Below are 25,580 nucleotides of genomic sequence, written 5' to 3'. Positions count from 1 at the left end.
TTCTCCCGTTGTGTTAAGTTTCAGGCGCCATCAGGCGCGCGCCCGTTTGCGTTGCGGGTCTATGAATGGAGTGTCCGAGACGGTGGCGCGCAGGCGCTTCATCCGCCCGTCGAGCTGGCCGATCTCCAATTCGGCGCCGTTCTCCGCGTGTTCGACAGAAAGCCGCGCCATTGCGATCGCGTGTTCCAGCATCGGTGAGCGTGTGGCCGATGTGACCACACCCACCTGCCGCTCACCCGCATAGATGGGGGCGCCGTGCGCAGGCACATCATCGCAACCAATCAACAGCCCCTTCAGCACGCGGCGCGGATCTCGCGCATTGCGTTCCAGCGCGGCTTTGCCCGTGAACTCGGTTTTGGTCAGATCAACGGCAAAGCCCAGACCAGCCTCAAACGCATCGACACCTGGTGCAAACTCGGCATTGGCCGCAGCCAGCCCTGCCTCAATCCGGATAATGTTCAGGGCGGCCGAACCCATTGGGGTGACCCCGAATTCCTCGCCGGCCGCCATCACTGCATCCCAGATCGCGACGGCATCGGATTTGGAGCAGAAAACCTCATATCCCAATTCGCCGGTATATCCCGATCGCGACAGCATGAACGGCGCGCCCTCGCGGTCGTTCAGCCGCGCGATGGTGACGCCGAACCATTTCAGATGATCTAAGCCGGGCACATGCGGTTGGGTGAAGGCAATCTTGCGCATCAAGTCGCGCGATTTCGGTCCTTGAATGGCAAGGTTCGGCATCGCCCCGCGCAGCGCGTGAACCCGTACCTGCAAATCGCGCGCATCAGCCAGTTCCTGCAACGCCCGACCGCTTTCCTCGGACCCGCAGCACCAGCGGAAAATCTCGGGCGCAAGGCGGAACAAAGTGCCATCATCAATGACCGAACCGCTTTCGTCGCACATCAACGTATAAGACCCACGCCAAACCGGCAGCTTCGCCACGTTGCGCGTTGTCGCCAGCTGCATCAGCGCCTCAGCATCCGGGCCTACAATGTCGAATTTGCGAAGTCCACTCATGTCCTGAACAGTCACCGCCTGACGGCAGGCCCAGTATTCGCCCAACGTGCCATAGGCCGGATAGCTGACAGGCGCCCAGAGATCACGTGCCGGGGCGAAATGCTGTGTCAGCGGCGATAGGCGGTCGTGAAAGGCGGACTCCTGACTTATCGACATGGGCGCGTCTTCCTTTTCGCGATAGGCAACCGCTCGGCGGATGGGTGTTTCGGGACGGTAGATGCGCACATGCACATCGGTCGGGTTCCAACCATTGATGGGGTCAATATCGTCCGGACAAGCAGTTGAGACGCAGACCAGATCCTCCAGCGCCCGCATGGCGACATAATCGCCGGGACGAGAATGGGATTCTTCGGTCAGAATGTGATGGTTCGCCGGGTCGATCCACGTGTTCCAGAAGAAGTTGATCGCAGGCCAGGCAGCCCGCCGCGCAACACTGTAAGCAGCCAAGGCATTTGACATATTGTCCGAGCAATTCACGTGCCCCGGAAACCCGCGCTCTTCATATCCACGCGCAGTGCAGGCCAATCCGAATGTGTCATGCCGACCGCATGTGTCTTGTACCACGTTGAGCAGCGGTCGCATTTCGCGATCATAGAATTTATCCAGTAGACCCGGGCCGGGATAGGCGCGGCGCACCATCGAGCGGGTGGCGGTCGAGTCGATCATCCATTCTTCGTCACGATCCAGCCCATCGGCCCGCAGAGCCATGAAGTCAGAACATTGCTGACCCTCGACATCAATAATCTGAACGAATTCTCCAGCCTTCAGTTCGTAGGCCAACGCACTGCCGCGCGTTACAGTGAATTCATCCCGCGTATCCCCTAGCAACTGCGGCAGATGCGACCCATTTGTAACTGTCGGCTTGTGCAAAACCGTGACGCATCCTTCCCCGCTGCCCTCGATCAAACCTGCAACAGGGGCGGCACGAACCAGCCAGACGGTCAGAGCCCGGTCCGCGCGTAGAATCAGGGCCTCAGACACCTGCTCCAGCCTGTGACAGAGAAGCCGCATTTCGCCGCCCTGCGCCGAGACCCAACCTGAAAGACGTGCACTGTCAAAACCATCCCAGTCGATCTGCCCGCTGGCCGTCAGACCCAGCGCCGCCAGAGCCGGTTGCCCATCCTCGGTAAACGCAACCACATCCAGCGGTTGCGCAGGGCCAACCCCATCTATTGAAAGCAAATCTCCCTGCTTCAAGGTCAGCTGCGTGGCCTCGCGCGGGGCAAGGATATGCGTGCAGGTGCCAGAGGTCTTCGGAAAGCCTGGAAACCGGCGACCAGGGCCGTCAAACCCAGTATTCGTAAACTTTCGTAAGACAGATGATCCCAGCATGGTGGCGATGGATTCCTAGTATGTAACTAGTTACATAGCTTGATGAAACTGGTTACATATGTCAACTCTCTCCTTAGAAACCTCTCAGACGGACACCATAACCCACGATGCGAAAAGCCTCTTTGCCTAAAAAACGCGCAAATCTCAGGGATGTGGCAAAGGCGGCAGACGTGTCCGTTGCCACGGTCTCTCGCGTATTAAACGATCCCACAGTGGTGAAGAAAGACACGCTGGAGAAAGTTCAGGCTGCCATAGAAGAATTGAAGTTCGTCCCCAGCGCCGCAGCCCGTGCAATCAATTCGGGCCGCACCAAGTTTGTCGGAGCTTTGGTCCCCACTCTGGACAACGCGATCTTTGCCCGCTTCCTTGCCGCGCTGGAACGCAAGCTGTCGGACCATCAGTTGTCTCTGATTGTAGCCACCACCGATTCAAGCCCTGACATCGAAGCCGAGAAAGCCAAAAGCTTAGTGGATATCGGAGCAGAGGGTCTGATCGTCACCGGGGCCTCGCACAGCCCTGCCTTTCACGATCTGATCGAGCGTACAATGCTGCCAACGATCATCACGTCTTTCTTTGACGCTGGAAACCCGCTACCGACCATCGGATATGACAACGCGTCTGCCGCACAACTTGCCTTACAGCACCTTGCCGACCTCGGCCATCAGAACATAGCAGTCGTACATGGCCCTGTTCACGACAATGACCGTACACGTGCGCGTCTTGCCGGTCTCAGGGCCTTTCCATTCACCGGAGAGCTCACGACTTTCGAGACACAAATCAGTCATCAGGGCGGTGCGGACATAGCAAAACTGCTGGGCAAACTGGACACAAAACCGGACGCAGTTCTATGCCTATCTGACGTTGTTGCACTGGGAGTTTTGCTGGGTCTTCAGGCCCAAAAGATTGCTGTCCCGGACCAAATTTCCATGGTGGGCGTTGATGATCTTCCAACCTCGGCTGTGTCAGTTCCGCCACTTACAAGCGTTCATTTGCCCGTTTCTCAAATGGGAGAACGCGCCGCAGACGCGCTGGCCCGTTGGATTACAACCCAACAAGTCCCTAAACCCGAAAGACTCGAAGCACGGCTCGTCGTTAGGAACTCCACAAAACGAGGTTGAAGCACGCCAGCCCAATGCCGACATCTACTAGTTAACCGAATTTATACATTCGCAAGCCACCTTGCTGCCATTCGCTGCACTATAGCTGCCAGGGTGCTTAGCTTATCGCATCCCGCTTGCGAGACACTACTTCAAAAGCTATTGTGGCCACAGGCCGTTTCGAGGTGGCCCCCTGGTCCGCGGAAAGCTGTCATCGGCACCTCGCACAGAATGTGTGAAAACCACATCGGTTTCTCAGCCCGGATTAGCGGATCGTCGGGCAGTGGAGGGAAGACCGATGACCAAATCACTCGATCAACTGCGCCGTGATGCCAAAGCTTTGGGCAAAGCTCTGACCGAAAGCGACAAAGGCGCCATGTTGCGCGTCCACGGCATTGTCGCAACGCCTGCAAACGGGGTCTACAAACATGCGGATTGTCTGCACGTCATCGCGCGCGAGACTGGATACGCTTCGTGGCCAGCTTTAAAACTTGCCGTTGAGACACAAGGTATGGATCGCGCGCAGAAACAAGGACGGCTGCGTTGGGCGCTTTACAATGGTTCACACGAGACGGTCGCACATCTGCTTGCGGATGAGCCAGACCTCGCGGACGGTCAGGTGCCTCTTCTCGTCGCTCTATATGATGTGGCTGCGATGCGCAGGATTCTGGCGCAAGATACCGATGCAGCGACGCGCGAATACCCTCCGAGGCGACCTATGTGCCATCTGGCGTTTTCGAAACACATCAAGGCAGAGGCTGAGAAAGAAGCCGAGATGCGCGCCATGGCGGAATTACTGGTTGAACATGGGGCAGATGTGAACGACAGTTTTGCATTCGACCCAGAGACAGATCATCGCTTGTCCGCGCTCTACGGCGCCATCGGCCACGCAGACAACATGCCTTTGGCCAGGTGGCTGTTGGAGCATGGTGCAAATCCAAACGACAATGAATCCCTTTACCATTCCACCGAGCTCGGCCACACCGAAGGTCTTCGTTTGTTGCTAGAACATGGGGCAATCCCAAAGGGTACAAACGCACTGCCCAGAGCGATTGACTTCAACAGCATCGATGCTGTTCGGCTGTTGCTGGAGCACGGTGCTGATCCCGATGAAGGGATCAATCCTCATCCGTCGGGTGAACCTTCCTTGGTAATCCCAGCGTTGCATCAGGCGGCTCGGCGTCTGGCTTCGGGCGAAATCGCTCAACTGTTGCTGGACCATGGCGCGAACCCAAATATTGTTAGCCGCGACCATTCTCCCTATGCGTTTGCCCGCATCTTCGGAAACCGGGATGTAGCTGCAGTCCTGGAAAAAGCGGGGGCATCCACACAGTTGACGATGACTGAAGAGCAACTCGTGCGGGCAGCGGACGGAACGACAAAGGAGGACGACCAGATCGACATGAATGCCCTGTCGCAAGAGATGAAATTTCTTCTCTGCCGCCTTGTCTGGCGCGAAGGAACCCTGCCCCACATGCAGCGCCTTGTTGAAATTGGCTTTGACCCAAATCTGCCGGACGAGATGGGGATGCCGCCCCTGCACCTTGCCGGGTGGGAAGGAATGCGAGATGTCATGTCGTATTTTTTGGACCAGAACCCGGACCTGGACCACACAAATGCCTACGGAGGGACCCTGCTTTCAACGATCATTCACGGCTCTGAAAACTGTCCGCAAAAAGCGCATCGCCATCACATCGAATGCGCGCGCCTGGCGCTGGAGAACGGTGTGGCGCTTCCACGAAAGGCCTCGCAATTCGCAACCGTACCCGAGATGTCCGCCTTTCTTTCTGATTGGGCGGAAGCGCATCCCCTGCAAGTCTCGGAACACGGAGCCGTTTAAGGTTCGAATAGATTGCGCCAGACTGCCTAACGGCTGATCTTCATCGGCAGTATCGGCCCCCAAGGCGTTTGCCGCGCCGCACCAAAGGCTGAGAATCCCGCCTTCTTATATGCCGCGATAGCACGCGCATTATCCGGGTGCGGATCTGTTGCGACAACCGGAGCTCCGGCAGCAAATACCTTTTTAAGATGCTCTGAGATAAAGGCCGGGCCGTGCCCTCGCCCGACCATATCTGGCTCACCAATGAACTGGTCGATTCCCCGAGATCCCGGCGGAAGAGAGAAGAAGTGGTGACCCTTCCAACCGTGAACAGTGTAATCCTGAATATATGAAAATGGGCGTTCCGCAAACGATACGATCCATCTTTCGACCCGCCCGTCTTCCAGCTCTCTGTTCGTGCCAGGTTCATCGGAATCCCACCATTCGCGAACATGCGGGTGCGATTGCCATGCCGAGATCATCGCAAAATCTGCAGACGTCATCTTGCGAAACGCATATTGGCTGGAGGTAAGCATGGCAAAAAAAGTAGCAAACAGAAGGTAATTGTTTAACCCCATGAGCCTATCCCTTGGGACTGCACGCTGTGCGTTAAGGACAAAGGGCCTGTTTTGGCGATGCACAGACTCGAAGCTGCAGCCAAGTGACCTGAAGCCTCGATACGCCAATATAGCGGCCCAGGCTTTGTCGCGAACATTGAACTGAGATTGGCGAGCACTCAGATTTCGCAGTCTGTTTCCGTCGAATAGTTTTCGCTATCGGGTGGCCACCCGGTCACCCGATAACGCTCCGAGCGTGCTTATGCGGCGTTTGCGACGGCAGGCAGATGTTATTGCACGTCTACGAGCTGCTCGCTTTTGGCCCAAAGCTTCCGCTGTTTCTCGCGGTCCAGGGCATGTTCATTGACCTTGGCATCGCTGACGGGGCCACGCGTGTCTCCTATTTTCGTCGGGCCATAGTATGCGCCGCGTTTGGCTTCGTTTCTGACAGCAGCCAGAACGGTCGGGTAGGCGCCCGCTTCCGGACGCTGCGCGACCAACTTGTTCATCACGGCCAACAAGCCTTTCATAAATCCGGTGGGACCAGTGCTTTGCAGGTTTGTGTCGGTGTATCCAGGATGTGCGGCAACGCAGATCGCCTTGCTACCTGCGGCTTGAAGGCGACGGTCAAGCTCAAAGGCAAACATCAGATTGGCCAGTTTCGATTGGGCATAGGCTTTGACTGAAGTATAATTTTTGTCGGTCATGAAGTCATCAAGATCGAGTGGCGTTTGTTTGTGTACGATACTCGACAGCACAACGACACGGCCTTCGGCAGCTTCGACCAGATCCAGCAGTAAGCCGGTCCACAAAAAGTGACCCAGGTGGTTCGCACCCATCTGAAGGTCAAAGCCATCGACGGTCTTTTCCTGCGGGGTCATCATGATGCCGGCGTTATTGATCAGCCCGTCGATCTTGGTCACACGGCCGCGCAGCTCTTCTGCCGCTTTGCGCACCGATGCCAGATCGGTGAGCTATTGAATCAGCTGCCAATGCAGAGGTCGACTACGAAGGGCTTTTCTTCGGCGGATTGTCAGAGTTTTTGCTTCGATCAGGACTTGCGAAAGACACATCGGAAGCGGACGAAGTAGCATTCGCTCTCGGTCGAATATCTAAGGGTTTGCTATTGAAAACAGATCGGCCTGAGGATTATAAATCCGGGCTTCAACGTGCGGTTCGTGTCGTTTGCAGCTAAATGGCAAGTATGGCGTTGGTTCCAAGTGGGGTTCTGTCGCAAACATTTGCAACGGCCAAAATCCCTGACTTACTGGACGCAACTATCCTGCGATCTCAGCAAACATCCCGAAGCCAGAAGCCCTGAGCCTGGCGTCCTACTCATTGGACCAAGTCAACTTCATAGTCTGTGACCCAACTATCTCAGAACCTGCTGCCGAAAGTCGTTCCGGGTTCGTACCACCCCCAACGTTTGTATTGCGGTGAGTTGGCGTTGAACGGACTCCCGGTGTTTCGACAGAGCGACCGAGAGCCCGGGATGGCTCAGCCATGTTGCGTTTCCAGATCACCGGACCGCAAGGGCGTCAGGCGCGGTATTAGCATGGGAACCATCGCCTGGTACGCGCGATACGTATCGCCAAACTCGCGCGCCAGAGATTTTTCTTCGAACCATAGGCCAATCATCACGTAAACGGTCATCAGCCCGGCAAAGAGCGCGTGACCAACGGTCATGTGTGGAGTGCCGAACAAGACCAGAATGACGCCAAACTGCATCGGGTGACGCACGAAACGGTAAAGCCCGGGCGTTCTGAATTGAGGTTTGGGCATGGGTTGCGATCTGTTCGCGGTCCAAATCTGTCGCAGGCCAAACAGCTCGAAATGGTCGATCAGAAAGGTTGAAAGCAAAACCAGAAAGACTCCCAGTGCAAAGATGCCATAGGTCAGCCACGCGAGGGCACCATCGACGATCCAGATCGTTTCGGGCAGCGGGCGCCACTGCCACATCGCCAGGATCAGAAACAGGGCCGATTGCAACACATAGGTACTGCGTTCTGCATCCGCAGGTATGATCCGCGTCCACCAGACTTTGAACGCCTGTCGCGCCATGAGGCTGTGAAAAAAGCCAAAGAGGAAGATCAGCCCGACATTGATGACAACGGCGACGGGCCAGGCGGTTGAGGTCCCATCGTTGATCGCCTTCGGAACGGGCAATTGCAGAAGAAAGCCGATCATGTACAGAAAGGCCACATTGAAAAGAACATAGGCAGCAGCGCCATATAGGATCAGGCCAGGGCGTTTCATAAGTCAGGCTCCAATTCACTTTTGTTTCAGATGACCTCTGTTTGCCCGAGCCGGGTGTTGCGATGCTTGGCCCTTTCATGGAGGTTTTCTGGTGATTTTCTGAAGACTTGACGATTTTGCGGTCTGGCCGCTGACAAAGCGTTTTTCTTGGACTCGAAAACAGCGGCAAACGGGTACCGCGAATTGCGTTCACGCTTTACGAAAAAACTGATTTCGCGCAGAATTACCCTGTGAAATATGCATTTGATCAATACGTTCTGGACGCAAGCCGCCTGCAATTGACGCGGGAAGACGTTTCAGTTGCGACCGAGCCGCAAGTGTTCGCGCTGCTTCGGCATCTCATTGAAAACCGTGACCGTGTCGTGTCGAAGGACGAGATTTTTTCGGTTATCTGGAAAGGCAGGATCGTTTCGGATGCAGCCCTAAGCAGCCGCGTCAAAGCGGTCAGAGCGGCCATAGGAGATGACGGCGCGCGGCAGGCTTTGGTCCGAACTGTGCACGGGCACGGGTTCCAATTTGTTGGCACGGTTGAGGAAACGCATGACAAGACCGGCTCTGCAGCGGTTTTATCGCAACCCTCCATTGCCATCATGGCAACAACGATGGTGCATCCAACGGATGCTGAACGGGCCTTTGGTGAAGGGTTAGAGGACGATATAAGCGCAGCCATTGGTCGGGTGGGAACGATTTATGTCGCGCGATATTCTGGGCAGAATGACGCAAAGCAAGCGGCCGAGGAATTGGGCGTTCGGTACGTACTTGGCCTCAAGCTGCGATTTGCGGGGAATGCATTTCGCCTAAACGCTTCTTTGTTGCATGCCGGGCGGCAAGCAGAGGTTTGGGCAGATCGTTTTGAAGGGCAGCTTGACAACCCGTTTGAGGCGCAAGACCTGGTGGTTGCGGCCATTCTGGGCCGCCTCGTCCCGAATATCATGATGGTTGAAGTGCAACGCGCCTTGGCTGAAGCTGACTTGACGGATGCATATCATGAACTCCTGCGAGCGACGCCGCTTTGCATGCGTATGGACGCGGATGACAATCGGCAAGCCGTGGTTCATTTGCGACGTGCATTGGTTTCAGATGCCGAACATGCGTTGTCCCATGCCATGCTTGCGTGGTGTCTGGGTCAACAGGCGATGTCCGACTGGGCCCCTGACGGACCGGCTGCGCTTGCAGAGGCGATGGAACATGGCAAAAGCGCGCTTGACCTTGCGCCGCGCGATGCATTGGTTCTGACATTCGTGGCCACGGCCGAGGTGGCTGCAGGGCAACATACTGCAGCGCGCCATCACCTCGAGTCTGCCCTTGCGCTGGACCCAAGTCTGGCTTGGGCTTGGGCCATGTTGGGGGCCGTGGAAACCTTTGCTGGGAACATGAACGAAGCAGTCGCAAACTACGAAAGAGCTTTGCGTCTTAGCCCGCATGATCCGATGCGGTTTAGCTATTACTTTGGCATTGGCGCCGCCCGATACGGATTGGGCGAATATGAAGATGCCTTATCTCTGCTTGAACAAGGTTACATTGAAGCGCCCGGCTCTACATGGGCACCGCGACTGATCTTAGCCTGTGCTGCCGAACTTAATCTGACCGACAGGATGCATGCCATGGCGGAAAAAGTCCGTAGCGTGAGGCCGGATGCCACGGCCGAAAAGCTTGTGGCAGCAAGTGTTGTGAAAGATCAGGCATACCGTGATCGCATGCTCAGTTCATTTCGCAAGGCAGGTTTTTAAAACTCAGATCCCGCGCCTACGGCTCAAGCGACCTTTCTGTTTGGTTGGTAGTGTTTCAGGCGTGCAATTCGCGTATCGCCAAATCCACGCAAAGAGACTGTCTCAGCCTCACTGAGTTTGAAATCTTCGATAAGTTCGTCGCGCATCGAATCGCATACCGTGATCTCCATGGGGTTGGACTGAGCCTGCAAACGCGCAGCCATGTTCACCGCAGGACCAAAGACATCATAGACGTATTTCTGAACGCCGACCACTGAGCCTACGACAGAGCCGCTGGCAATGCCGATGCGAGCGCGCCATGTGTGCGGGTGCGTTTGATTGCGCCGCTCCAGAAAGCGCATCATTTTGGCCGCGACCCGCGCGGCTGAAAGCGCGTGATCTGGCGTGGAATGCGGCAATCCAGTCACCGCCATATAGCAGTCTCCGATGGTTTTGATCCTCTCGCTGCCGTGCTGCTCACCAATCTGATCGAAAGCGGTGAAAATAGAGTTCAGTTCGGAAACAGTTACATTCGGATCGCCCGCTGCGGCCATCTTGGTAAACCCGACAAAATCCAGCATGATGACAGTCACCGGCTCGAACAACCGTGGCGTGACACATCCGAATGTCATGAATTCCTCATAGACCGATTTTGGCATCATGTTCAAAAGCAGTTTTTCAACGCGCCTGTTTTCTCGCTCCAACTCGCGTGTGCGCTTGTCAACCATAGCCGCATAGCTGTCGATCATGGCTTCCGTCTCGCGCAAGCGCGAGATGTTTTGACCTTCGATGACAATCAACGTGTTGCCCTCGTATTCTGCTTCATGGGCACTGAGCTCAACGACCAAAGTCCGATGTTTGACCTTCGTACGAACCTCCACCGGCTCTCTGTCTGGCAGGTCTTTCAATGTGAATGACGTATCCAAATTCAAAACTTGACACTGTGCCGCGTCACTGAACCATGTCTCAAACGTTTGGTTCAGCGAAACGATAACGCCGGTGTCTGCATCAACGATGCAGATTCCAACATTTATGGAGCCTAGTAGACTTGCGCTAATTTCTTGGATTTGCATGGAACTACCTAACGATCAGCGAACGCCGCGCTTCAACGGCGCACAGTGTTTTGGAAAGATCGTCTGAAGCAAAGCCCGCTTCGGTCAGCGTCTCGCTCAAAAGCGCGACAACTGCATCGAATTGCGCGTGTGTTATGGTCATGTGAAGATGTGCACTCACCAGTCGTTGATCTGTGTATTTTGCGGGACCGCCCAATATCGACGCGAAGAATTTCATCTGGTGATCAATCAATTTGGCCATATCGACGTCGTCGAAAAAAGGGCCCACAATATCGCTGTCCAACACTCGATCATAAAAATTGATGATCACCGAGTGCAAAGCACGCATGCCACCGTATTTATCAAACAGCGGGAGTGATCTTTGGTGTTCTGACTGCACTAGCATGGAATGTCTCCTGAGAATGAATTGCCCGGCGAAATCCCGCCGGGCTGACGGCTTTTCATGCTCGGTGAATGATGATTTCGGCGTATTCAGCCGGAACAATCATGGCCTGAGTATCGGTCGAGTGATTCCGCGCAACAGCGATCAGATCTGCTGCGAGTTGCGGTGCACGCTCGCCGACGGCGTCAAAGGCTTTGTGCATTGGGCCGTAAATTTCGCGCCACCGTTCCACCCAATGTTGCGGTGAACGTTCACGGAAGGTGAATTGGCGTTTCGTGATTTCGATCTTTTGGGCCTGTGCCCCAAAGAGCTCCTGCAAACGCGCCTCAGTACCCCATTCCAATGGGGAACGAACGCCTGCAACCGGTGGCACATGCCGTCCTATGGTTCGAAACACTTCGCCTATGAAGCTTTCTGGCGTCCAGTTGGCAAGACCGATAGTGCCTCCACTGCGACAGACGCGCAGCATTTCATCAGCAGCCGCCTGTTGATTGGCTGTAAACATGACGCCAAACGTAGATGTCACATGATCAAAAGCCGCCCGCTCAAAGGGCAGGTCTTCCGCGTCAGCTTCTTGAAATGCAACGGTCAATTGCTCGGCCTCGGCGCGGGCGGCACCGGCGCGCAACAGACTGGTAACATAGTCTGTGGAAACGACATTGCAGTGTCTCCGCGCCGCAGCCAGGGTTGCGTTGCCATTTCCGGCGGCAACATCCAGAACGCGGGCGTCGGGTCGCAAATCCATCGCTTCAGCAAGGGTTTCACCAACGATTTGTAAGGTCGTGCCCACAGCGGCGTAATCACCTGACGACCATGTAGCGTGTTGTTTTGATTTAACCGCAGCCAGATCTGGTGCGGTGGCAAGTGCAGCGGCTGTATTCATTGTCTGTCTCCATTGATTTCGCTTTCAATGGGACAACTCTTGCCAAAAGTCGGGATTTAAAACTTGTAGAAGACCTGTAGAATGTCTGATGTTTCCTGCAGGTTTGTCGATTTCCAGTTGTTTCGACTAAGATCGGTGGGCTCCTCGACGTAAGGGCACCCTGTTAAGTTGAGTTCGACGATTGCCGCCTACTAATGTGCGCTAAGCGAGTGCGGCTGCAACATCCGGATTGAGTGTTCTGTCTCTGGGCTGGGTCACCTGCGAAATGCCATAGAGATACCAAGCACGATCCCGCCTTCGAACCAATTGAGCGCGCCTGACCGGCGTCGTTCGCGGCCCAGAAGTGGGCCACACCTGCGGCCATGGACGAGCTATACCCCGCGAAAGAAATGCGCTTAGCTCTCGTGATAGGTGCCAGAGAAGACGTTTCAGCCGACAGGTACCCTAACCTGTCCGAACGCTGCCCGGAGACTGGCCCGTCCAGCTCTTGTAGGCATTTGTAAACGCAGCCTGATCGGAATAGCCGAGCGCGAAGGCAATTTCAGACAGGCTCAGCTTGGGGTCATCAAGGTACTGTTCTGCCAGCCTTGCGCGAATGTCCTTTAGAAGTTGTTTGTAGCTAGTGCGTTCTTTGGCAAGCTTGCGCCCCAGTGTACTGACGCTCATTCCCAGCGTATTCGCGATTTCGTCTTGCGTGGGCGCGCTAAAAGACAACCGCGATGTAATCTCGCCCTGCACCAGCGCACTGGTTTCTCCGATGATTGGCGGCAGGTCTTTCATCAGGTTTTGCACATGCGTTTCAAGATGCAACAACAACGCTGGGTCTGTATCCTTGATGGGAACATCCATCACTGTCTTCTCGAACAATATTCCCGGAACGCGCTGGTTTTGTTTGACTGCGACCGACAAGACATCCGAGATCAGAGCGCGCTTTTCTTCGCTCATCTCATGCGGAAACCGTATCTCTTGCACCGGCAAGGGCGTTTCAGCTGCAATTTGAAGACTGGTCAAAAAAGCGGAAACCCGGAACTCGTTGTGGGCCCCGGCAGACCGCAATACTTGAGCAACGGAATCTATCTCCAGGAACACACCGCGCTCTTCTTCATAGAATGACATTTTGGCGAAACCGCGCGCCACACGTACGTAGGTAACAGCTTTTTCAATCGCCTCGCCGACAGTCGGAGAGTTCAACACGACATAGCTGAGAAGTGTCGTTTTTCTTGGGTTGAACGTCTTTCCCGCATAGATCGCAAACAGGGGATCTCCGGTCTCTTTGATCGCAAGGTCCAGAAGGCGTTGCTCATTGCGAACATCGACGAAATTTGGCGGCGTCTCGAGAATATCCACGGGGAGGTTGACCGATCTCAAAAGCTTAACAACATCTGAATCACGATTATCCAAAAGCTTGGCTATGTGATGCACGCCAAACCCCGGAACGTTCCAGGATTGGCTTTCAGTATTCACGTCATTCTCTGTCATGCCGATACGTTGCCCAAGACTGCCTATTTTAAAAATCGGGGTGCTTTTTGGTTTTGGGCAAAAATAGACAGGGTACAAAAGAGATGCCAAGCAAAGGTTTACAGGCTGCCACAGGGGCAACCAGACAGGCTTGCGGCGACTTGACGGAAATTCCCAAAAACCTGAGCTCCTCTCACAATATCTAAGCCCATCGCGTTCCTAGATTGGAGATGTAACCGAAGGACAAGGAGATAAAAAATGGAACGCTTCAGCACACTCACAAAACGCGCCATTGCACCGGCACTGATGATTGCCCTGACAGCGGGATCTGCCTTGGCAAGGCCGGGTCACTATGCTGCAGCCGCTCATCACGGCGCCAAAATCAGCCACTCGGAAACAGCGCGCGGCACGGCGCATGAAGCAACGGATATGACAACAACTGTTACCGGAAAAATTGTTAACCTTATTGCCAACCTCTCTCCATTGGACGTGACGCAAGATGTGGGCAGTTCCAAGGTCGTTCCGCCCGTCAATCATGCCGCAACGCCTTCTCCGATTGAGACCATGCAGGATGCGGGTGCCGGGACCGTCGATGCAAGTGGGAAACGGCTTCAATCACAGAAAGCCAGCGGTGACTTCTACCTGGACGGCGAGGCGCATTTCCAGTCCGCGCCCACAATTCAAAACACCGGTCTTGCCGAGCCCAACAAACATGTTGGTGATACTGATGGAACCATCAAACAGGACGCTGAACAGAAGGTTCAAGACATGTCAGGAAGTCAGTACCTCAATGCGATTGCGGAAGCTGCTGGCGGCGTCCTCAAGTTCAAGCAATGGCAAGATAACCCGAACAAACCACCAATCGGGCGCCCTTAAAACGCAATGCAACCGGACTAGGTTCCTGAATCAAAGGTGGCCAGGTCAAGCTATTGACCTTGCCACCTTAACGCCATTCTGGATGTGCAATCGGCTCTTAGATACGTTTCGCAGCCTTTCAGTATAAGCGGGCGCTTTTTAAATGTGCGCTTCTGAGAACTGTAGGAAAGCACCCTATACACGCGCGAACAGACGCACTTGGTCGTGTCCCACCAAAAGGCTGAGCGCCGCTGGAGAAGGCTTACACCGAAAAACTAAACTGATGCTTGTGGTACGCCGTTCGTCTTTTTTACTTTCTGCGGAGAACTACAACAAGATGCCAAACTTCGCATGCATACTTGCTCGTCTCAGCCTCATAGAGCTGAGCAAGACGGCTGTAAAACTCGGTCATAAGCTGGTCGAGCATTTCAGCGCTGTTGCAGTTGAGACCAAATAGCTGCGTTCTCAAAGTAGAGTCAGCAAAGGCCCGAGTGTATCCAACATACTTCTCGGCATATGTTTCAGCATCGTCGATATACTCCTTGAAAATATCGTCAGCTTTGATTGGGGCAGGTTTCACACTGATTTGGCATATTTCGAAGGCGTCTCTCAGGTCGGCGTTTTGCTCAAGAGCATATTTCGCCTCCGCTTCAGTCATGAACCAAAGTGAGAACAAAAATGAATCGAGGCTTTCGGGGTTAATGTGGCCGTCGTCTGCCATTGTCTTGGCCACAACCTGAATCGCGCGATAAATACCGCGCCCTGATGCGGCAATGCCGTTCTTCTCGGAAGGATCGGGAACAGAACCAAGCGTTCCGACCACAAGGTATCCTCCTGAACGCAATTCTTGAGCCCGCTGGAGCAAAAAGTGAGTCCAGTCTTTCTGTGCGATCCCGTCGACAATTTGCCGTGCATCGCGTTGAAGATCCGCGAACCAGACGGTCCCTGGCGAGTTCAATTGAATGCCCTGGCTCAGCCAATGGCTTGCAAAAATACATGTTCCGATCGACACAGAAGCAGGGGACGCCACCCGATCGTAAAAGGATCCGATTTCTGCTTCGGTACGGATATTCTTGGAGATTTGTGCATAACCAGAGGGACCTTCGACCAGTTCAAACAAAGTGTTCCAGTCGTTGGCGACCTGATCGGAATGGCATACGACGATTGGTGAGTTGTCGAACTTCTCCAAACACGCCTCTATGGCGGGCTTGACCATTTCGATGGAGTTGACACCCGGCCCGCAGCCATAGTCCACGATTTTGAACTCGTCGCTAGGCTCGTCCATTGAGGAAACCAAATCGTGAACAAGCGGCCTCAACAGACGAACCAACAGCAGTTGCGCAGAAGAGTTTTCGTTGTAGTCGACCATGCCCTCGGTCGATTTTCCCGATTGAACCTGCTGATCAGTCATGTGCTGGCCCTCAATGCGATACCGGTTGCCAAATGACAAAATACTACGGCTCCGGAAGCCACTTGTCAGGTCAAACCGACACCGAAGCTACAGAAGCCCTTGCAACGCTCGTTGGCTGCGTCGTTGACACTGTGCGATGCCCGATGCTGTTATCTCAGCAGAAACTTCTCTTTAGGAGCGTAAAGAATGAACGAGGCCGCGGGTGGGTCCAGCGCTATCGATGAACGGATATTAATCTGTGACGACGATGTGGAATTTGCCGAAAACGTTTGTGTTTTCCTGCGACACAAAGGCTACCAGATTGATCACGTTCCAAATGTTCCGGCGGCCCGGGAAAAGATAGAAACCGAGGATTTTGATCTTTTTCTGTTGGATCTCGTCATGCCCGGAACAAGCGGGAAGGTGCTGTGCCGAGAGATAGCCTCGCGTCTTGATGCCGGGATCATCATGATCAGTTCGGTTGACGACGATGCCGAACGCATTTCGTTACTGGAACTGGGCGCAGACGACTACATTATCAAACCTTTTAATGACCTTGAACTTTTGGCGCGTATTCGGGCACTTATGAGACGTCGGCAAACGGGCCAGAAAACTCAAAAACGTCTAACTCGGTTTGGCCCCTGGGAATTGGTGGAGAATGAGCGACACCTCAAACACGACGATGGGCGCGTGATCACCCTGACTTCGAGTGAAGCGCGCGTCATGCGCTTTTTCGTCGAGAACTCAGATGTTCTTTGCACACGCGAAGACCTTCTGGCGGTCGCGCGCACAAGGCAGCACGGGGGCGCGGGCGATCGCAGCGTTGATGCTTTGATCAAACGATTGCGGTCCAAGATCGAAAGCGATCCAGCCAACCCCGAACATATCCGCACTGTCTGGGGGCAAGGTTACATATTTCGACCTGGCTAATTGTGTTTGTCAATTGGCAGGAAGACGCTCGCCCTCAGGCCCCCGCCAGGGCGGTTTTCCAAGGATACCGTGCCGCCCTGATCAACAACAATGGTTCTGACAATCGCCAGTCCAAGCCCACTGCCGGGTCCCTCAGCGCCAAGCCTTTGGAATGGCTCGAACGCAGTCTCTAACTGCTCGACTGGGATCCCTGGCCCTTCATCGTCGATGCGAATGGCGGCCATGTCGTCTACTCTGGTCAGAGTAACATTTGTACGACCGCCATATTTGACCGCGTTCTCCAGTAGATTTCTCAGAACACGGGTGAGCGCATTGTGACGCCCATTCACTATGGCAGATTGCTCGATGGTGTAGGTCACGTCGCGGCCGGCATCAACCTGCTCTTCCACCAGAGCTTCGATCAATGAGCGCAGATCCAATCGCACAAGATCTCCGTCGTGGTGCGTTTCGCGATTGAGGTCAGTGACAGAGTTCACAATTTCACTGAGGGTATTCAACCGATTAAGAAGCTGCTCTTTTGGGGCCGTCGGCTCCAGTTTCTCGATGGTGTCGTGCATCCGGGCAATCGGTCCTTTCAGGTCATGCCCAAGGCTGCGGAGCAAGGTGGTCTTGTATTCGAGCGCCAGAACAATCCGGGCTTCCATCCGGTTGAACGCGATGATCGTATGGCGAATGTCGATGGCCCCTGTCTCGATCAGCGGGCCGACCTCTTCACCTCGACCAATCAACTCGGCATTGACGGCCATAGCGCTCAGCGGACGCATGACTTTCTGGATAAGGAACGCAAGAATACAGAGCAGAGTCAGTGCAACCAGACTGTCGATGGACCCAACAACGACCAAAGGCGCGATGCTCTTGTTTTGCATCAGCAAATAGCAGTTCAACCAATCCTCGTCATCCTCAAGTCGGACCGAGAAAACGCTTACCAGAAACGCGTCAACGCTTTTTGCGTCAAGGGGTTCGCCCGCGTGGCTCTTGAACAGTTGCAACAGCGCGCTCTGATCTTCTCTGGCGTCAATGACCGTCTCCGCCACGGACAGGTCCGCGACGGCTATCCCTCGGTGTTCCAGCCGCGCCGCCAGCCAGTCCGCCATGTTCGGGCGTTGGCGGCCATTTTTCAGTGCAGTTGCTGCATCCTGCGTGCCCACTCTGACGCTCCATTCCGCAGGAAAGAAACCAAGCGCTGCTTCGACGCGGTCGTCGGGCGGTACGCGGGCCAGGGTTGAAACCACCTGAGCAAGAAAGGCATCGCCCCGATTTCGGATCTCTTCAGCGCGTGAACTGCGGATTTGGACCACGTCGGTGACAACCGAAAACACGCCGACAATCGCCCAGCTGATAAGAACGATGCTCATAACCTGTGTTCGAAGTGTCAGATCATTCCAGCGCATCGCGCGAAGGCTCCTTGTCCCATCCCCTTAGTTTGGACGCTAGTTCAATTTCTGCTGCTTTCCCAAGCGGAAATTGCATCTGTGGTGCAGCAGCTGATGCGAAAGGTTTTGGCCCGGGTCCAGAACATCACTGAGTGTGCGGTTAATCCATTCCGTCCCGCTGAGGGCAGAAAAGCCAATTGAATCAAAGTGTGACAAAACCTTGGGGCGTTCGGTGCGGGCTCCCACGTATTTCCCACAGACACACTTTTTGGAGGCCCGTTATGAATTCGCATTCGTCCGTTCACCCGCAACTCGCAGGCGCTCGCCGCGCTTTGCGAGGAAATCTGATTGCCACCGGCGTGTTCAGCGGTGCCGTTAACCTGCTGATGCTGACCGGCCCGATTTTCATGCTGCAGATCTATGACCGCGTGATGTCCAGCCAGAGCGTGAATACGCTCGTGGCCCTCAGCACGCTTGTCGCCGGTCTGTACCTTTTCATGGCCCTGATTGACGGCGCGCGCACCCGCGTACTTGTCGCCATGGGTCATCGTTTCGAACAAAGGCTGTCAAAAACAGCATTCAACTGTTCGCTGGCTGAACCTTCGCTTCATCGCACATCCGGAAATCCTGCTGCCGCCATTCAGGATGTCGAAAAAATCCGTGGCTTCCTGTCTGGTCAGGGTGCTGGGGCGCTGTTTGATTTGCCCTGGATCCCGGTCTACCTGGGTCTGGTTTTTGCGATGCACTTCTGGCTCGGCCTGGTTGGCGTTATTGGCGCTATCGCCTTGCTGGTGATCGCCGTCGTGACCGACATCAAGGTGCGGGCTGCGGCCTGTGTTCAGGCGCAACATGCTGGCAAACGCAGCCGTTTGGCCGAAGCAAGCCGCCGCAATTCCGAGATGGTTCGCGCCATGGGAATGCAGGCCAATCTTGGTAAGTCATGGCAGGACATTAATGACCTTCATCTGGGCGCAAGTGCCAAGGCCGCCAACACGGTTGGTGTCTCGGGCAGTTTCACCAAGGTGTTCCGTCTGGCCCTTCAGTCCGGTGTTCTTGCTGTTGCGGCCTATTTGGCCATCCACGGGCAAATCTCGGCAGGTTCGATTGTTGCAGCTTCTGTCATCATGTCTCGTGGCTTGCAGCCGATTGAAACGCTTGTCGGAAGCTGGCGCAGTCTGGTGGCCGCGCGTCAGGCCTGGGCACAGTTGAAGGACACTCTGTCCAGCGAAAAAGACGATGCCAGAATTTCGCTGCCCAGCGCCGAGAAATCTCTGACCGTGAATGGTCTGATTGCCGCGCCGCCTATGGTGACATCGGCTGTTCTCAAAGGCGTCGGTTTCGACATGAAGGCCGGAGAAGCACTTGCTGTGATCGGTTCGACCGGCAGTGGTAAATCGACCCTGGCCCGCACATTGGTTGGCGCGTGGTCTGCAGCGAAAGGGAGCATCAGCCTCGACGGCGTGCCGATTGATCAGTACCTGCCCGAAGAGCTCGGCCCGCAGATCGGCTTTCTGCCGCAAGATGTTGAGCTGTTTGACGGCACGATTGCCCAGAACATCGCGCGCTTCGATCCGGAAGCAAAAGATGAGATGGTCGTCGCCGCCGCGAAAGCCGCCGGTGTGCACGAACTGATCGCAAGCTTTAAAGACGGCTACGCAACAGCGGTAGGTGAGCGTGGTGCCGCCCTGTCCGGTGGTCAGCGTCAGCGCATTGCACTGGCCCGCGCACTTTATGGCAATCCGTTCCTGGTGGTTCTGGATGAACCCAATTCAAACCTGGATGCCCAGGGCGAAGCTGCCCTGAATCATGCGATCCGGGCTGCCAAAGCGCGCGGTGCGATTGTGATCGTCATCGCACATCGGGCCAGCGTGCTCGGGTCTGTCGACAAAGTCCTGATTATGGACGACGGCCGCGCCAGTGATTTTGGCCCCAGCGCCGAAGTGATGGAGCGTCTGCGTCAACGCAATCAGGCCGCTGCCGCACAGGCCCGTCCTGCCGAGCAGCAACCGGCTCAGGTGGCAAAAAGCCAGACTCAACCGACACAACACACAACTAACGAAACCCCTGTCGCTGCTGCGAGCTAATCCAGCCCTGCACTGCAGCCAATTAAATGGAGGAAGTTATGAATACCGATACAAAACCCAACACCCAAACCGAAGCTTTCGTTGACCGGTCGTGGAAGTCCATCGGCTTTGGCCTTGCCGCAATTGCGGCACTGGCGATCGGCTTTGGCGGCTGGGCCGCAACAGCCCGCATGTCTGGCGCAGTGGTGACCGGCGGAAACGTCGTAGTCTCCTCGGACCTGCGAGCCGTTCAACATCCCGATGGCGGCATTGTTGGTGGAATCCATGTCAGCAACGGAGATCGGGTCGCCGCCGGTGATGTCGTTCTGACGCTCGACGACAAGCTCTTGTTAGGCAGTCAGGTGCTCGTCGATGACCGTCTGATCGCGGTTGAAGCCCAGTTGTCGCGTCTGATTTCCGAACGCGACGGTTTGAACGAGATCGAACTGTCTGAAGAACTCGCCGTGCGTACGGATGATCCGAAAGTACAGCGCGCTCTGGAGACCCAGCGTGCCGTCATGGACGCCCGCCGTCTGTCCCGGGAGGTTGAAGTTGCAGCATTCGTAGAACGGATCACCCAGACAGAACAGGAAATCGCGGGTCTTGAGGCACAATATGAGGCCTCCCTTGAAGAGATCGACCTGATTGATAGCGAACTAGAGGGGCTGACCCAACTCTTTGAGAAGGGCCTGACACCAGCGAACCGGATTACATCGCTGAAACGCCAACGCAGTGGTTTGTTGGGAAACAGCGGTGGGTTGACCTCAAGGATTGCAGTTGCGCGTGGGCGTATCAGCGAAACCAGGATCAACATTCTTCAGCTGGAAAAAACCTTTCGCGAGCAGGTGATGCACGAGATTTCTGCGCTCGAGGTTGAGCTTGATGGTCTGAAGGAACGCCGGGCCGCCGCCGAACTGCAACTGGCGCGCGTTGAAATCCGGGCACCGGCAGATGGTGTCATCCATGAACTGGGTGTGCATACCGTAGGGGGCGTTGTTGCGCCGGGCGAGACCCTGATGCAGATCGTGCCGGAAAACGACGGGCTCGTGGTCACGGCAAGTGTCATGCCGCAGGATATCAACAATGTTTCGGTTGGTCAGGCCGCTACGGTCGTGATCTCAGCGTTCGACCAACACATCGCCCCGAGGTTTGATGGCAATGTCCAGTTTGTCTCGGCCGATCTGAAAACGGATCCAGTGACTGGAATGTCATTCTACGAAGCACGTGTGGCCTTGGACGAAGGCGCGGTGGAAACTCTGTCTGATCTTCAGCTGAGTTTGCTGCCCGGCATGCCCGCAGAAGTGTATATCGAGACTGGCGAGCGGACACTGTTCCAGTACCTTGTCGATCCGCTCAGCAAACAGATCCGGACAACTTTCCGGGAGGTTTGATCTGCGGCCCGAAGTCACAACTTGCTTACACGTTTCAAGACGTGACAGCACAACGAGACCAGCGTCAGAATTGGCGCTGGTTTTTTCAATTTGCGTATCTCCGAAGGCACTCTTTTGTGCCGGACATTTTAGCGAAATACATCAGCGAATTTGGCGGGGGCTACCGAGGCTTCAGAGCAGAAAAATCACCGCTTCCTCAGAGATTTTTGTCATACTTTGTAACAATTTACGCCGTGAATTCGCGTTGAAAGAAACGGGTGGGACCACCACCTTGTTTGTATGCCCGAGGAGGACGTTTCCAACTGATTTTTGGGTGCCAAGTACCAACTTTAATGAGGAGAATACCAATGACTACCAAGACACATACAACCTTCGAAATTGCAGCCGATGACGTCATCGCTGTGACCCCGATCATGCCTGATCCACGTTGCGGCACCCCGGTGCCCCAGGATGGTGAGGATCTGACCGCAGTAACCCCGCTGCCAGCTGATCCGCTGGTTGCCGATCCCATCGAAGAGCTGGTCGCTGTGACCCCTCTGCCATATGGCGCGGTGCCTGCCGGTGAAGGCGAAGACCTGACGGCAGTCGCCCCGATCATGCCTGATCCCCGCTGCGGCACTGAGGTGCCTCAGGACGGTGAGGACCTGATTGCAGTCGCACCGCTGCCCTATGGTGCGGTTCCTGCTGGTGCAGGCGAAGACCTGATCGCGGTGGCTCCGCTGCCGTATGGCGCAGTTCCTGCTGGCGAAGCTGAAGACCTGACCGCTGTGTCCCCGATCATGCCTGATCCGAGATGCGGTACAGAGGTTCCGCAGGATGAAATGGAACTGTCGGCAACGACACCTCCGCCGCTGTGCGAAATCGTTCCGACCGACAGCTTCTTTGTTGATCTGGTCGTTTGAATGCAGCGAGAAAGTAGCGATCCTCTATCGCTGCAAAACCAAACTCCGAGCGCTTTAGTTTCTATGGAAACAGGCGCTCGGGCAACCAAAAGGAAAGCCAAGTATTCCACCGGCTGGAGCCCGAAACGGCACCAGCCGGATAGTGCATTTCAAGCCGTAGTGATTTCTTTTTTGTCATACTTTGTAACAGTTTACGCGTCATTTCCGCGTTGAGATCGCACCCGCGAACGACCACATCTTCCTTATGATCTGCGATGAGAATTGGCCCGATTTCCGTGTGCCAAGCATCCAGAATAGTGAGGAGAAAGAAGATGAAACATGCAAACAAAACCAACCACCAGCCTTTTACGAAGGGTGTGGTCAAAACAGATGATATCATCGAAGAACAAAGCGAGGAGCTTCTCTCGGTGAAGACGAGCGGTGAACCGCTGGAGTCTTCCGGGCAGGTTTCGCTTGCTGGCCCCGAGGCATCAGCCTTGCCCAAGGTCGTGGCGGACTCGTCCGATGACGTTCTGCCGCCGCGCATGGTCAATGAAATTGATACCGAGATTGGGATGACGCCCGATCAGATGCACTTCCACGGCTATGATCATGAGTATTGGTCCTTGAATTGGCAAGAATATCCCCACAACTGGAGCCGGATCGACGTGACCGAAAAGGTCATCGCCGGCGGCGTTAAATGGTTGGGTGAGAACGAGACGAACTTCACCAATAACATCTGGCACCACTTCGACCACAAGAAAGGCGGCAAAAAAGACATCGTCTATCGGGTCGAAGCCGGGGTGATCGGGAATGACAAAGACAATGTGATCTACGGCGCGGACACGCATCGCAACGGCGCATACAAGCACGACGACAAAATCTTTGGCATGGGTGGAGATGACACGATCTATGGCCGCGCTGGAAACGACATATTGAGCGGTGGGTCAGGTAATGACTATATCGATGGCGGTGATGATGACGACACAATCTATGGCGGCACCGGCAACGACATTCTGTTGGGTGGAACCGGCGTAGATACGCTGTATGGTGGTGCCGATAATGACTGGCTGTATTCCGGCAATAGGGATGGCCAGGCCGGTCATGACCAGTTGTGGGGCGGCTCCGGCTTCGACACCTTCGTGCTTGGCGATGCCAATGCCCCTACAAACGACGGCAAAGACTTTACGGATTACATGGCCGACGGATTGTGGACAGGCATGGGTGCGGCCGCTGGTGCCATCTTGCCCGGACCGATGGGCGGCTTGGTGAGTATGTTCTTCGGATTGGGAGAAGCGCTTTCAAATATGGGCGGTCAAGCCGGTGGCGAGTTCCAAGATGGCAATGCCACGCATGTGCGTGATTTCGATCCGACACAGGATACGATCATCGTTCCATTGACCGAGCACAACTTCGACGACATCACCTTCAAGCATGAAGGTCTGCCAAAGGAGCAGGCGTTCCGGATCTACGATGAATCGACAGACACACCCAAGCTGATCGCTGTCATCTACTGGGACCAACTGAAAAGCTCTTTCCCTTCAAGCTTGAACTGGGATGATCTCTCCATCCGTCAGGCTTGGGCAAAGCAGGTCGTCGAAACCGCGCTTTTCATCGACAAAGACGGTGTCGACATGCAGTCGGGCCAGTCGTTTGATTTGCCAAACGGGTCGCTTGACGGTTTGGGCAGCGGTAAGTTCCTGATGCTGGGCGCTTATGGCGGCACCGAGATCTATGGGAAAGCCAACGCTGACTACCTCTTTGGTACGGATTACGGCGACATCCTGATGGGATACAACCGGTTCGGCCAAGACGGTGAGGAAAGCAAAGCCGGCGATGACAGCTTTTGGGGCTTTGGCGGTGACGACCTTTTCATCGCCGGATCCGGCTTTAACCACATATACGGCGGCGGCGGCGACGATACTATCGCGTATCTGGATGCCAGCAGCGGTGTCACCGTGGACATGCGCAAAGAAGACGGCAAAAGCTACTTTGAGGTGAACGGTGTCGAATATGACGGTAAAACAAGCGACAAGTGGCGCGACTATGTCTACGAGGTGGAAAACGTCATTGGCAGCCAGTTCGATGACCATCTGATCGGCGATAGCGGCGACAACGTCCTGAACGGGATGGATGGAAACGACATCCTGGATGGCGGAGAAGGCAACGACACTTTGGTTTCGGGCAAGGGTAAAGACACTTTGACCGGCGGCCAGGGTAAAGACACCTTCGTTCTGAACGGTGGCGAAAACACGATCACCGATTTCGACGCCAACGAAGGCGACCGTATCGAGATCGACATGGATGCCTATGGGATGAGCGGCTGGTTCGATCTGGATCACCGCATCGAAAACGGTCAGATCGTGCTGTTCAGCAAAACGACCGGTGAAGACATCGTGCGTTATGACGATGACGGGAACGGATTTGATCCGTCCTACGTCGATTTGCGCAGCCTTCAGGGCAATGAAATTGTCTACGAACCTGCGTTTGGTTCGAACACGCTTGCGTGGTTCGAGAAATATGGCAACCGGATCGATGTCCAAGTTGATGACACTGTTCCAAACGTCGATGGGACCTATAGCTGGGACTATATGGTCGGTGACGACGGCAGCGGTATGGTGACCCTGAATGGTGGGGGCGGTGACGACTATATCATTGGCGGAGCACATAATCAGGCTGCTAACCTGAACGGCGGCGATGGCGACGACATCATCATGATCCGCAAGGGTGCATTGATTGCCAACGCCGATGGCGGTGCTGGTGATGACGTGATCATCCTGGACGCCGACCAGTCAACGAAAGCCGGTCTGGTGAGTCTGACAGGTGGCGAAGGCAGCGATACCTTTGTATTCACCGGCCCGGGTTCGCCAAATGCCACGCCTCGCATCAGAGACTTTGAAGCGGACGACGCGATCGTCTTTGATCTGGAAGGCTTGGGTTTGTCTTCGCTGGATCAGTTGCAGTTCAACTTCTCAAACGGCAACTGCCATATCAGTGCCAATGGCCAAGGGATTGTCACTGTCCAAAATGTGCACAGCGAATATGACATCATGCAGCAGGTCAACGAGCTGACCGTACAGCAATCGCAGGACTGGGGTCTCTGATCTCTGA

19 protein-coding genes are annotated in these 25,580 nt (G+C 55.1%); 9 read left to right on the top strand and 10 right to left on the bottom strand.

Annotation, left to right across the window (positions count from 1 at the left end; translation table 11 throughout):
• Positions 1–30: 30 nt before the first annotated feature.
• The gene (locus ACR3EH_RS19375; protein ID WP_171676179.1) at positions 31–2,352 is read right to left on the bottom strand and encodes a DUF1989 domain-containing protein; all 2,322 of its coding nucleotides are present in this window, start codon (positions 2,350–2,352) and stop codon (positions 31–33) included.
• A 107-nt stretch (positions 2,353–2,459) separates the two neighbouring features.
• Here ACR3EH_RS19375 and ACR3EH_RS19370 point away from each other — a divergent pair, with 107 nt between their 5' ends.
• Both ACR3EH_RS19370 and ACR3EH_RS19365 read left to right on the top strand, forming a co-directional pair.
• Entirely contained in the window at positions 2,460–3,470 is a 1,011-nt protein-coding gene (locus ACR3EH_RS19370; RefSeq protein ID WP_171187511.1) for a LacI family DNA-binding transcriptional regulator, read from the top strand.
• 277 nt (positions 3,471–3,747) lie between these two features.
• The gene (locus tag ACR3EH_RS19365; RefSeq protein ID WP_171187241.1) at positions 3,748–5,289 is read left to right on the top strand and encodes an ankyrin repeat domain-containing protein; all 1,542 of its coding nucleotides are present in this window, start codon (positions 3,748–3,750) and stop codon (positions 5,287–5,289) included.
• Between the two features lie 26 nt (positions 5,290–5,315).
• Here the strand turns inward: ACR3EH_RS19365 and ACR3EH_RS19360 are convergent, their stop codons facing one another.
• The 3 genes from ACR3EH_RS19360 to mddA form a co-directional block, all read right to left on the bottom strand.
• Positions 5,316–5,771, bottom strand: a complete 456-nt coding sequence (locus tag ACR3EH_RS19360) for a GNAT family N-acetyltransferase (RefSeq protein ID WP_480634853.1) — start codon at positions 5,769–5,771, stop codon at positions 5,316–5,318.
• A 344-nt stretch (positions 5,772–6,115) separates the two neighbouring features.
• Positions 6,116–6,790 (bottom strand): SDR family NAD(P)-dependent oxidoreductase, encoded by a 675-nt coding sequence (locus ACR3EH_RS19355; protein ID WP_171676250.1) that lies wholly within the window; start codon positions 6,788–6,790, stop codon positions 6,116–6,118.
• A gap of 532 nt (positions 6,791–7,322) precedes the next feature.
• Entirely contained in the window at positions 7,323–8,081 is a 759-nt protein-coding gene (gene mddA / locus ACR3EH_RS19350; RefSeq protein WP_171187239.1) for a methanethiol S-methyltransferase, read from the bottom strand.
• 230 nt (positions 8,082–8,311) lie between these two features.
• Between mddA and ACR3EH_RS19345 the strand changes: the two genes are divergently transcribed.
• A complete protein-coding gene (locus ACR3EH_RS19345; RefSeq protein ID WP_171676177.1) occupies positions 8,312–9,811 on the top strand; it encodes a winged helix-turn-helix domain-containing tetratricopeptide repeat protein in 1,500 nt (499 codons plus the stop codon).
• A 23-nt stretch (positions 9,812–9,834) separates the two neighbouring features.
• On the opposite strand, the gene ACR3EH_RS19340 is transcribed toward ACR3EH_RS19345, so the two are convergent.
• From ACR3EH_RS19340 to ACR3EH_RS19325, 4 genes are all read right to left on the bottom strand, one after another.
• Positions 9,835–10,671 (bottom strand): adenylate/guanylate cyclase domain-containing protein, encoded by an 837-nt coding sequence (locus ACR3EH_RS19340; protein WP_216600470.1) that lies wholly within the window; start codon positions 10,669–10,671, stop codon positions 9,835–9,837.
• 196 nt (positions 10,672–10,867) lie between these two features.
• Complete coding sequence (locus ACR3EH_RS19335; RefSeq protein ID WP_171187232.1) at positions 10,868–11,248, bottom strand: group I truncated hemoglobin; 381 nt, start codon at positions 11,246–11,248, stop codon at positions 10,868–10,870.
• Between the two features lie 55 nt (positions 11,249–11,303).
• Positions 11,304–12,128 carry a class I SAM-dependent methyltransferase gene (locus ACR3EH_RS19330; protein WP_171187230.1) on the bottom strand — a complete coding sequence of 275 codons (825 nt, stop codon included), beginning with the start codon at positions 12,126–12,128 and terminating at the stop codon, positions 11,304–11,306.
• Positions 12,129–12,572: 444 nt separating this feature from the next.
• Positions 12,573–13,592 carry a helix-turn-helix domain-containing protein gene (locus ACR3EH_RS19325; RefSeq protein ID WP_371732111.1) on the bottom strand — a complete coding sequence of 340 codons (1,020 nt, stop codon included), beginning with the start codon at positions 13,590–13,592 and terminating at the stop codon, positions 12,573–12,575.
• Positions 13,593–13,844: 252 nt separating this feature from the next.
• Between ACR3EH_RS19325 and ACR3EH_RS19320 the strand changes: the two genes are divergently transcribed.
• A complete protein-coding gene (locus ACR3EH_RS19320; RefSeq protein WP_171187226.1) occupies positions 13,845–14,462 on the top strand; it encodes a hypothetical protein in 618 nt (205 codons plus the stop codon).
• A gap of 289 nt (positions 14,463–14,751) precedes the next feature.
• On the opposite strand, the gene ACR3EH_RS19315 is transcribed toward ACR3EH_RS19320, so the two are convergent.
• Positions 14,752–15,852: a class I SAM-dependent methyltransferase gene (locus ACR3EH_RS19315; RefSeq protein ID WP_171187224.1), complete on the bottom strand. Its 1,101-nt coding sequence runs from the start codon at positions 15,850–15,852 to the stop codon at positions 14,752–14,754.
• Between the two features lie 186 nt (positions 15,853–16,038).
• Here ACR3EH_RS19315 and ACR3EH_RS19310 point away from each other — a divergent pair, with 186 nt between their 5' ends.
• On the top strand, positions 16,039–16,761 hold the full coding sequence (locus tag ACR3EH_RS19310) for a response regulator (protein ID WP_171187223.1): 723 nt from the start codon (positions 16,039–16,041) through the stop codon (positions 16,759–16,761).
• On the opposite strand, the gene ACR3EH_RS19305 is transcribed toward ACR3EH_RS19310, so the two are convergent.
• Positions 16,758–18,152, bottom strand: coding sequence for a sensor histidine kinase (locus ACR3EH_RS19305; RefSeq protein ID WP_171187221.1), 1,395 nt, complete (start codon positions 18,150–18,152; stop codon positions 16,758–16,760). The genes ACR3EH_RS19310 and ACR3EH_RS19305 overlap by 4 nt on opposite strands.
• A 263-nt stretch (positions 18,153–18,415) precedes the next feature.
• On the opposite strand from ACR3EH_RS19305, the gene ACR3EH_RS19300 reads away from it, so the two are divergent.
• From ACR3EH_RS19300 to ACR3EH_RS19285, 4 genes are all read left to right on the top strand, one after another.
• Entirely contained in the window at positions 18,416–20,218 is a 1,803-nt protein-coding gene (locus ACR3EH_RS19300) for a type I secretion system permease/ATPase (RefSeq protein ID WP_171187220.1), read from the top strand.
• A 38-nt stretch (positions 20,219–20,256) separates the two neighbouring features.
• Positions 20,257–21,588, top strand: a complete 1,332-nt coding sequence (locus ACR3EH_RS19295) for an HlyD family type I secretion periplasmic adaptor subunit (RefSeq protein WP_171676175.1) — start codon at positions 20,257–20,259, stop codon at positions 21,586–21,588.
• A gap of 347 nt (positions 21,589–21,935) precedes the next feature.
• Positions 21,936–22,490, top strand: a complete 555-nt coding sequence (locus ACR3EH_RS19290) for a hypothetical protein (protein WP_171187216.1) — start codon at positions 21,936–21,938, stop codon at positions 22,488–22,490.
• A gap of 311 nt (positions 22,491–22,801) precedes the next feature.
• Complete coding sequence (locus ACR3EH_RS19285; RefSeq protein WP_305848857.1) at positions 22,802–25,573, top strand: calcium-binding protein; 2,772 nt, start codon at positions 22,802–22,804, stop codon at positions 25,571–25,573.
• The last annotated feature ends 7 nt before the right edge of the window (positions 25,574–25,580 follow it).

Source organism: Ruegeria sp. BG7, assembly GCF_056535685.1.
Note: the sequence above shows the minus strand (reverse complement) of the source record. Positions and strands in the feature narration are given on the sequence as shown.

What these genes read in the sequence shown, in the direction of transcription:
- ACR3EH_RS19375 (WP_171676179.1), bottom strand. Translation starts at nt 2,352, where the DNA reads ATGCTGGGATCATCTGTCTTACGAAAGTTTACGAATACTGGGTTTGAC.
- ACR3EH_RS19370 (WP_171187511.1), top strand. Translation starts at nt 2,460, where the DNA reads ATGCGAAAAGCCTCTTTGCCTAAAAAACGCGCAAATCTCAGGGATGTG.
- ACR3EH_RS19365 (WP_171187241.1), top strand. Translation starts at nt 3,748, where the DNA reads ATGACCAAATCACTCGATCAACTGCGCCGTGATGCCAAAGCTTTGGGC.
- ACR3EH_RS19360 (WP_480634853.1), bottom strand. Translation starts at nt 5,771, where the DNA reads ATGACGTCTGCAGATTTTGCGATGATCTCGGCATGGCAATCGCACCCG.
- mddA (WP_171187239.1), bottom strand. Translation starts at nt 8,081, where the DNA reads ATGAAACGCCCTGGCCTGATCCTATATGGCGCTGCTGCCTATGTTCTT.
- ACR3EH_RS19335 (WP_171187232.1), bottom strand. Translation starts at nt 11,248, where the DNA reads ATGCTAGTGCAGTCAGAACACCAAAGATCACTCCCGCTGTTTGATAAA.
- ACR3EH_RS19330 (WP_171187230.1), bottom strand. Translation starts at nt 12,128, where the DNA reads ATGAATACAGCCGCTGCACTTGCCACCGCACCAGATCTGGCTGCGGTT.
- ACR3EH_RS19320 (WP_171187226.1), top strand. Translation starts at nt 13,845, where the DNA reads ATGGAACGCTTCAGCACACTCACAAAACGCGCCATTGCACCGGCACTG.
- ACR3EH_RS19315 (WP_171187224.1), bottom strand. Translation starts at nt 15,852, where the DNA reads ATGACTGATCAGCAGGTTCAATCGGGAAAATCGACCGAGGGCATGGTC.
- ACR3EH_RS19310 (WP_171187223.1), top strand. Translation starts at nt 16,039, where the DNA reads ATGAACGAGGCCGCGGGTGGGTCCAGCGCTATCGATGAACGGATATTA.
- ACR3EH_RS19305 (WP_171187221.1), bottom strand. Translation starts at nt 18,152, where the DNA reads ATGCGCTGGAATGATCTGACACTTCGAACACAGGTTATGAGCATCGTT.
- ACR3EH_RS19300 (WP_171187220.1), top strand. Translation starts at nt 18,416, where the DNA reads ATGAATTCGCATTCGTCCGTTCACCCGCAACTCGCAGGCGCTCGCCGC.
- ACR3EH_RS19295 (WP_171676175.1), top strand. Translation starts at nt 20,257, where the DNA reads ATGAATACCGATACAAAACCCAACACCCAAACCGAAGCTTTCGTTGAC.
- ACR3EH_RS19290 (WP_171187216.1), top strand. Translation starts at nt 21,936, where the DNA reads ATGACTACCAAGACACATACAACCTTCGAAATTGCAGCCGATGACGTC.
- ACR3EH_RS19285 (WP_305848857.1), top strand. Translation starts at nt 22,802, where the DNA reads ATGAAACATGCAAACAAAACCAACCACCAGCCTTTTACGAAGGGTGTG.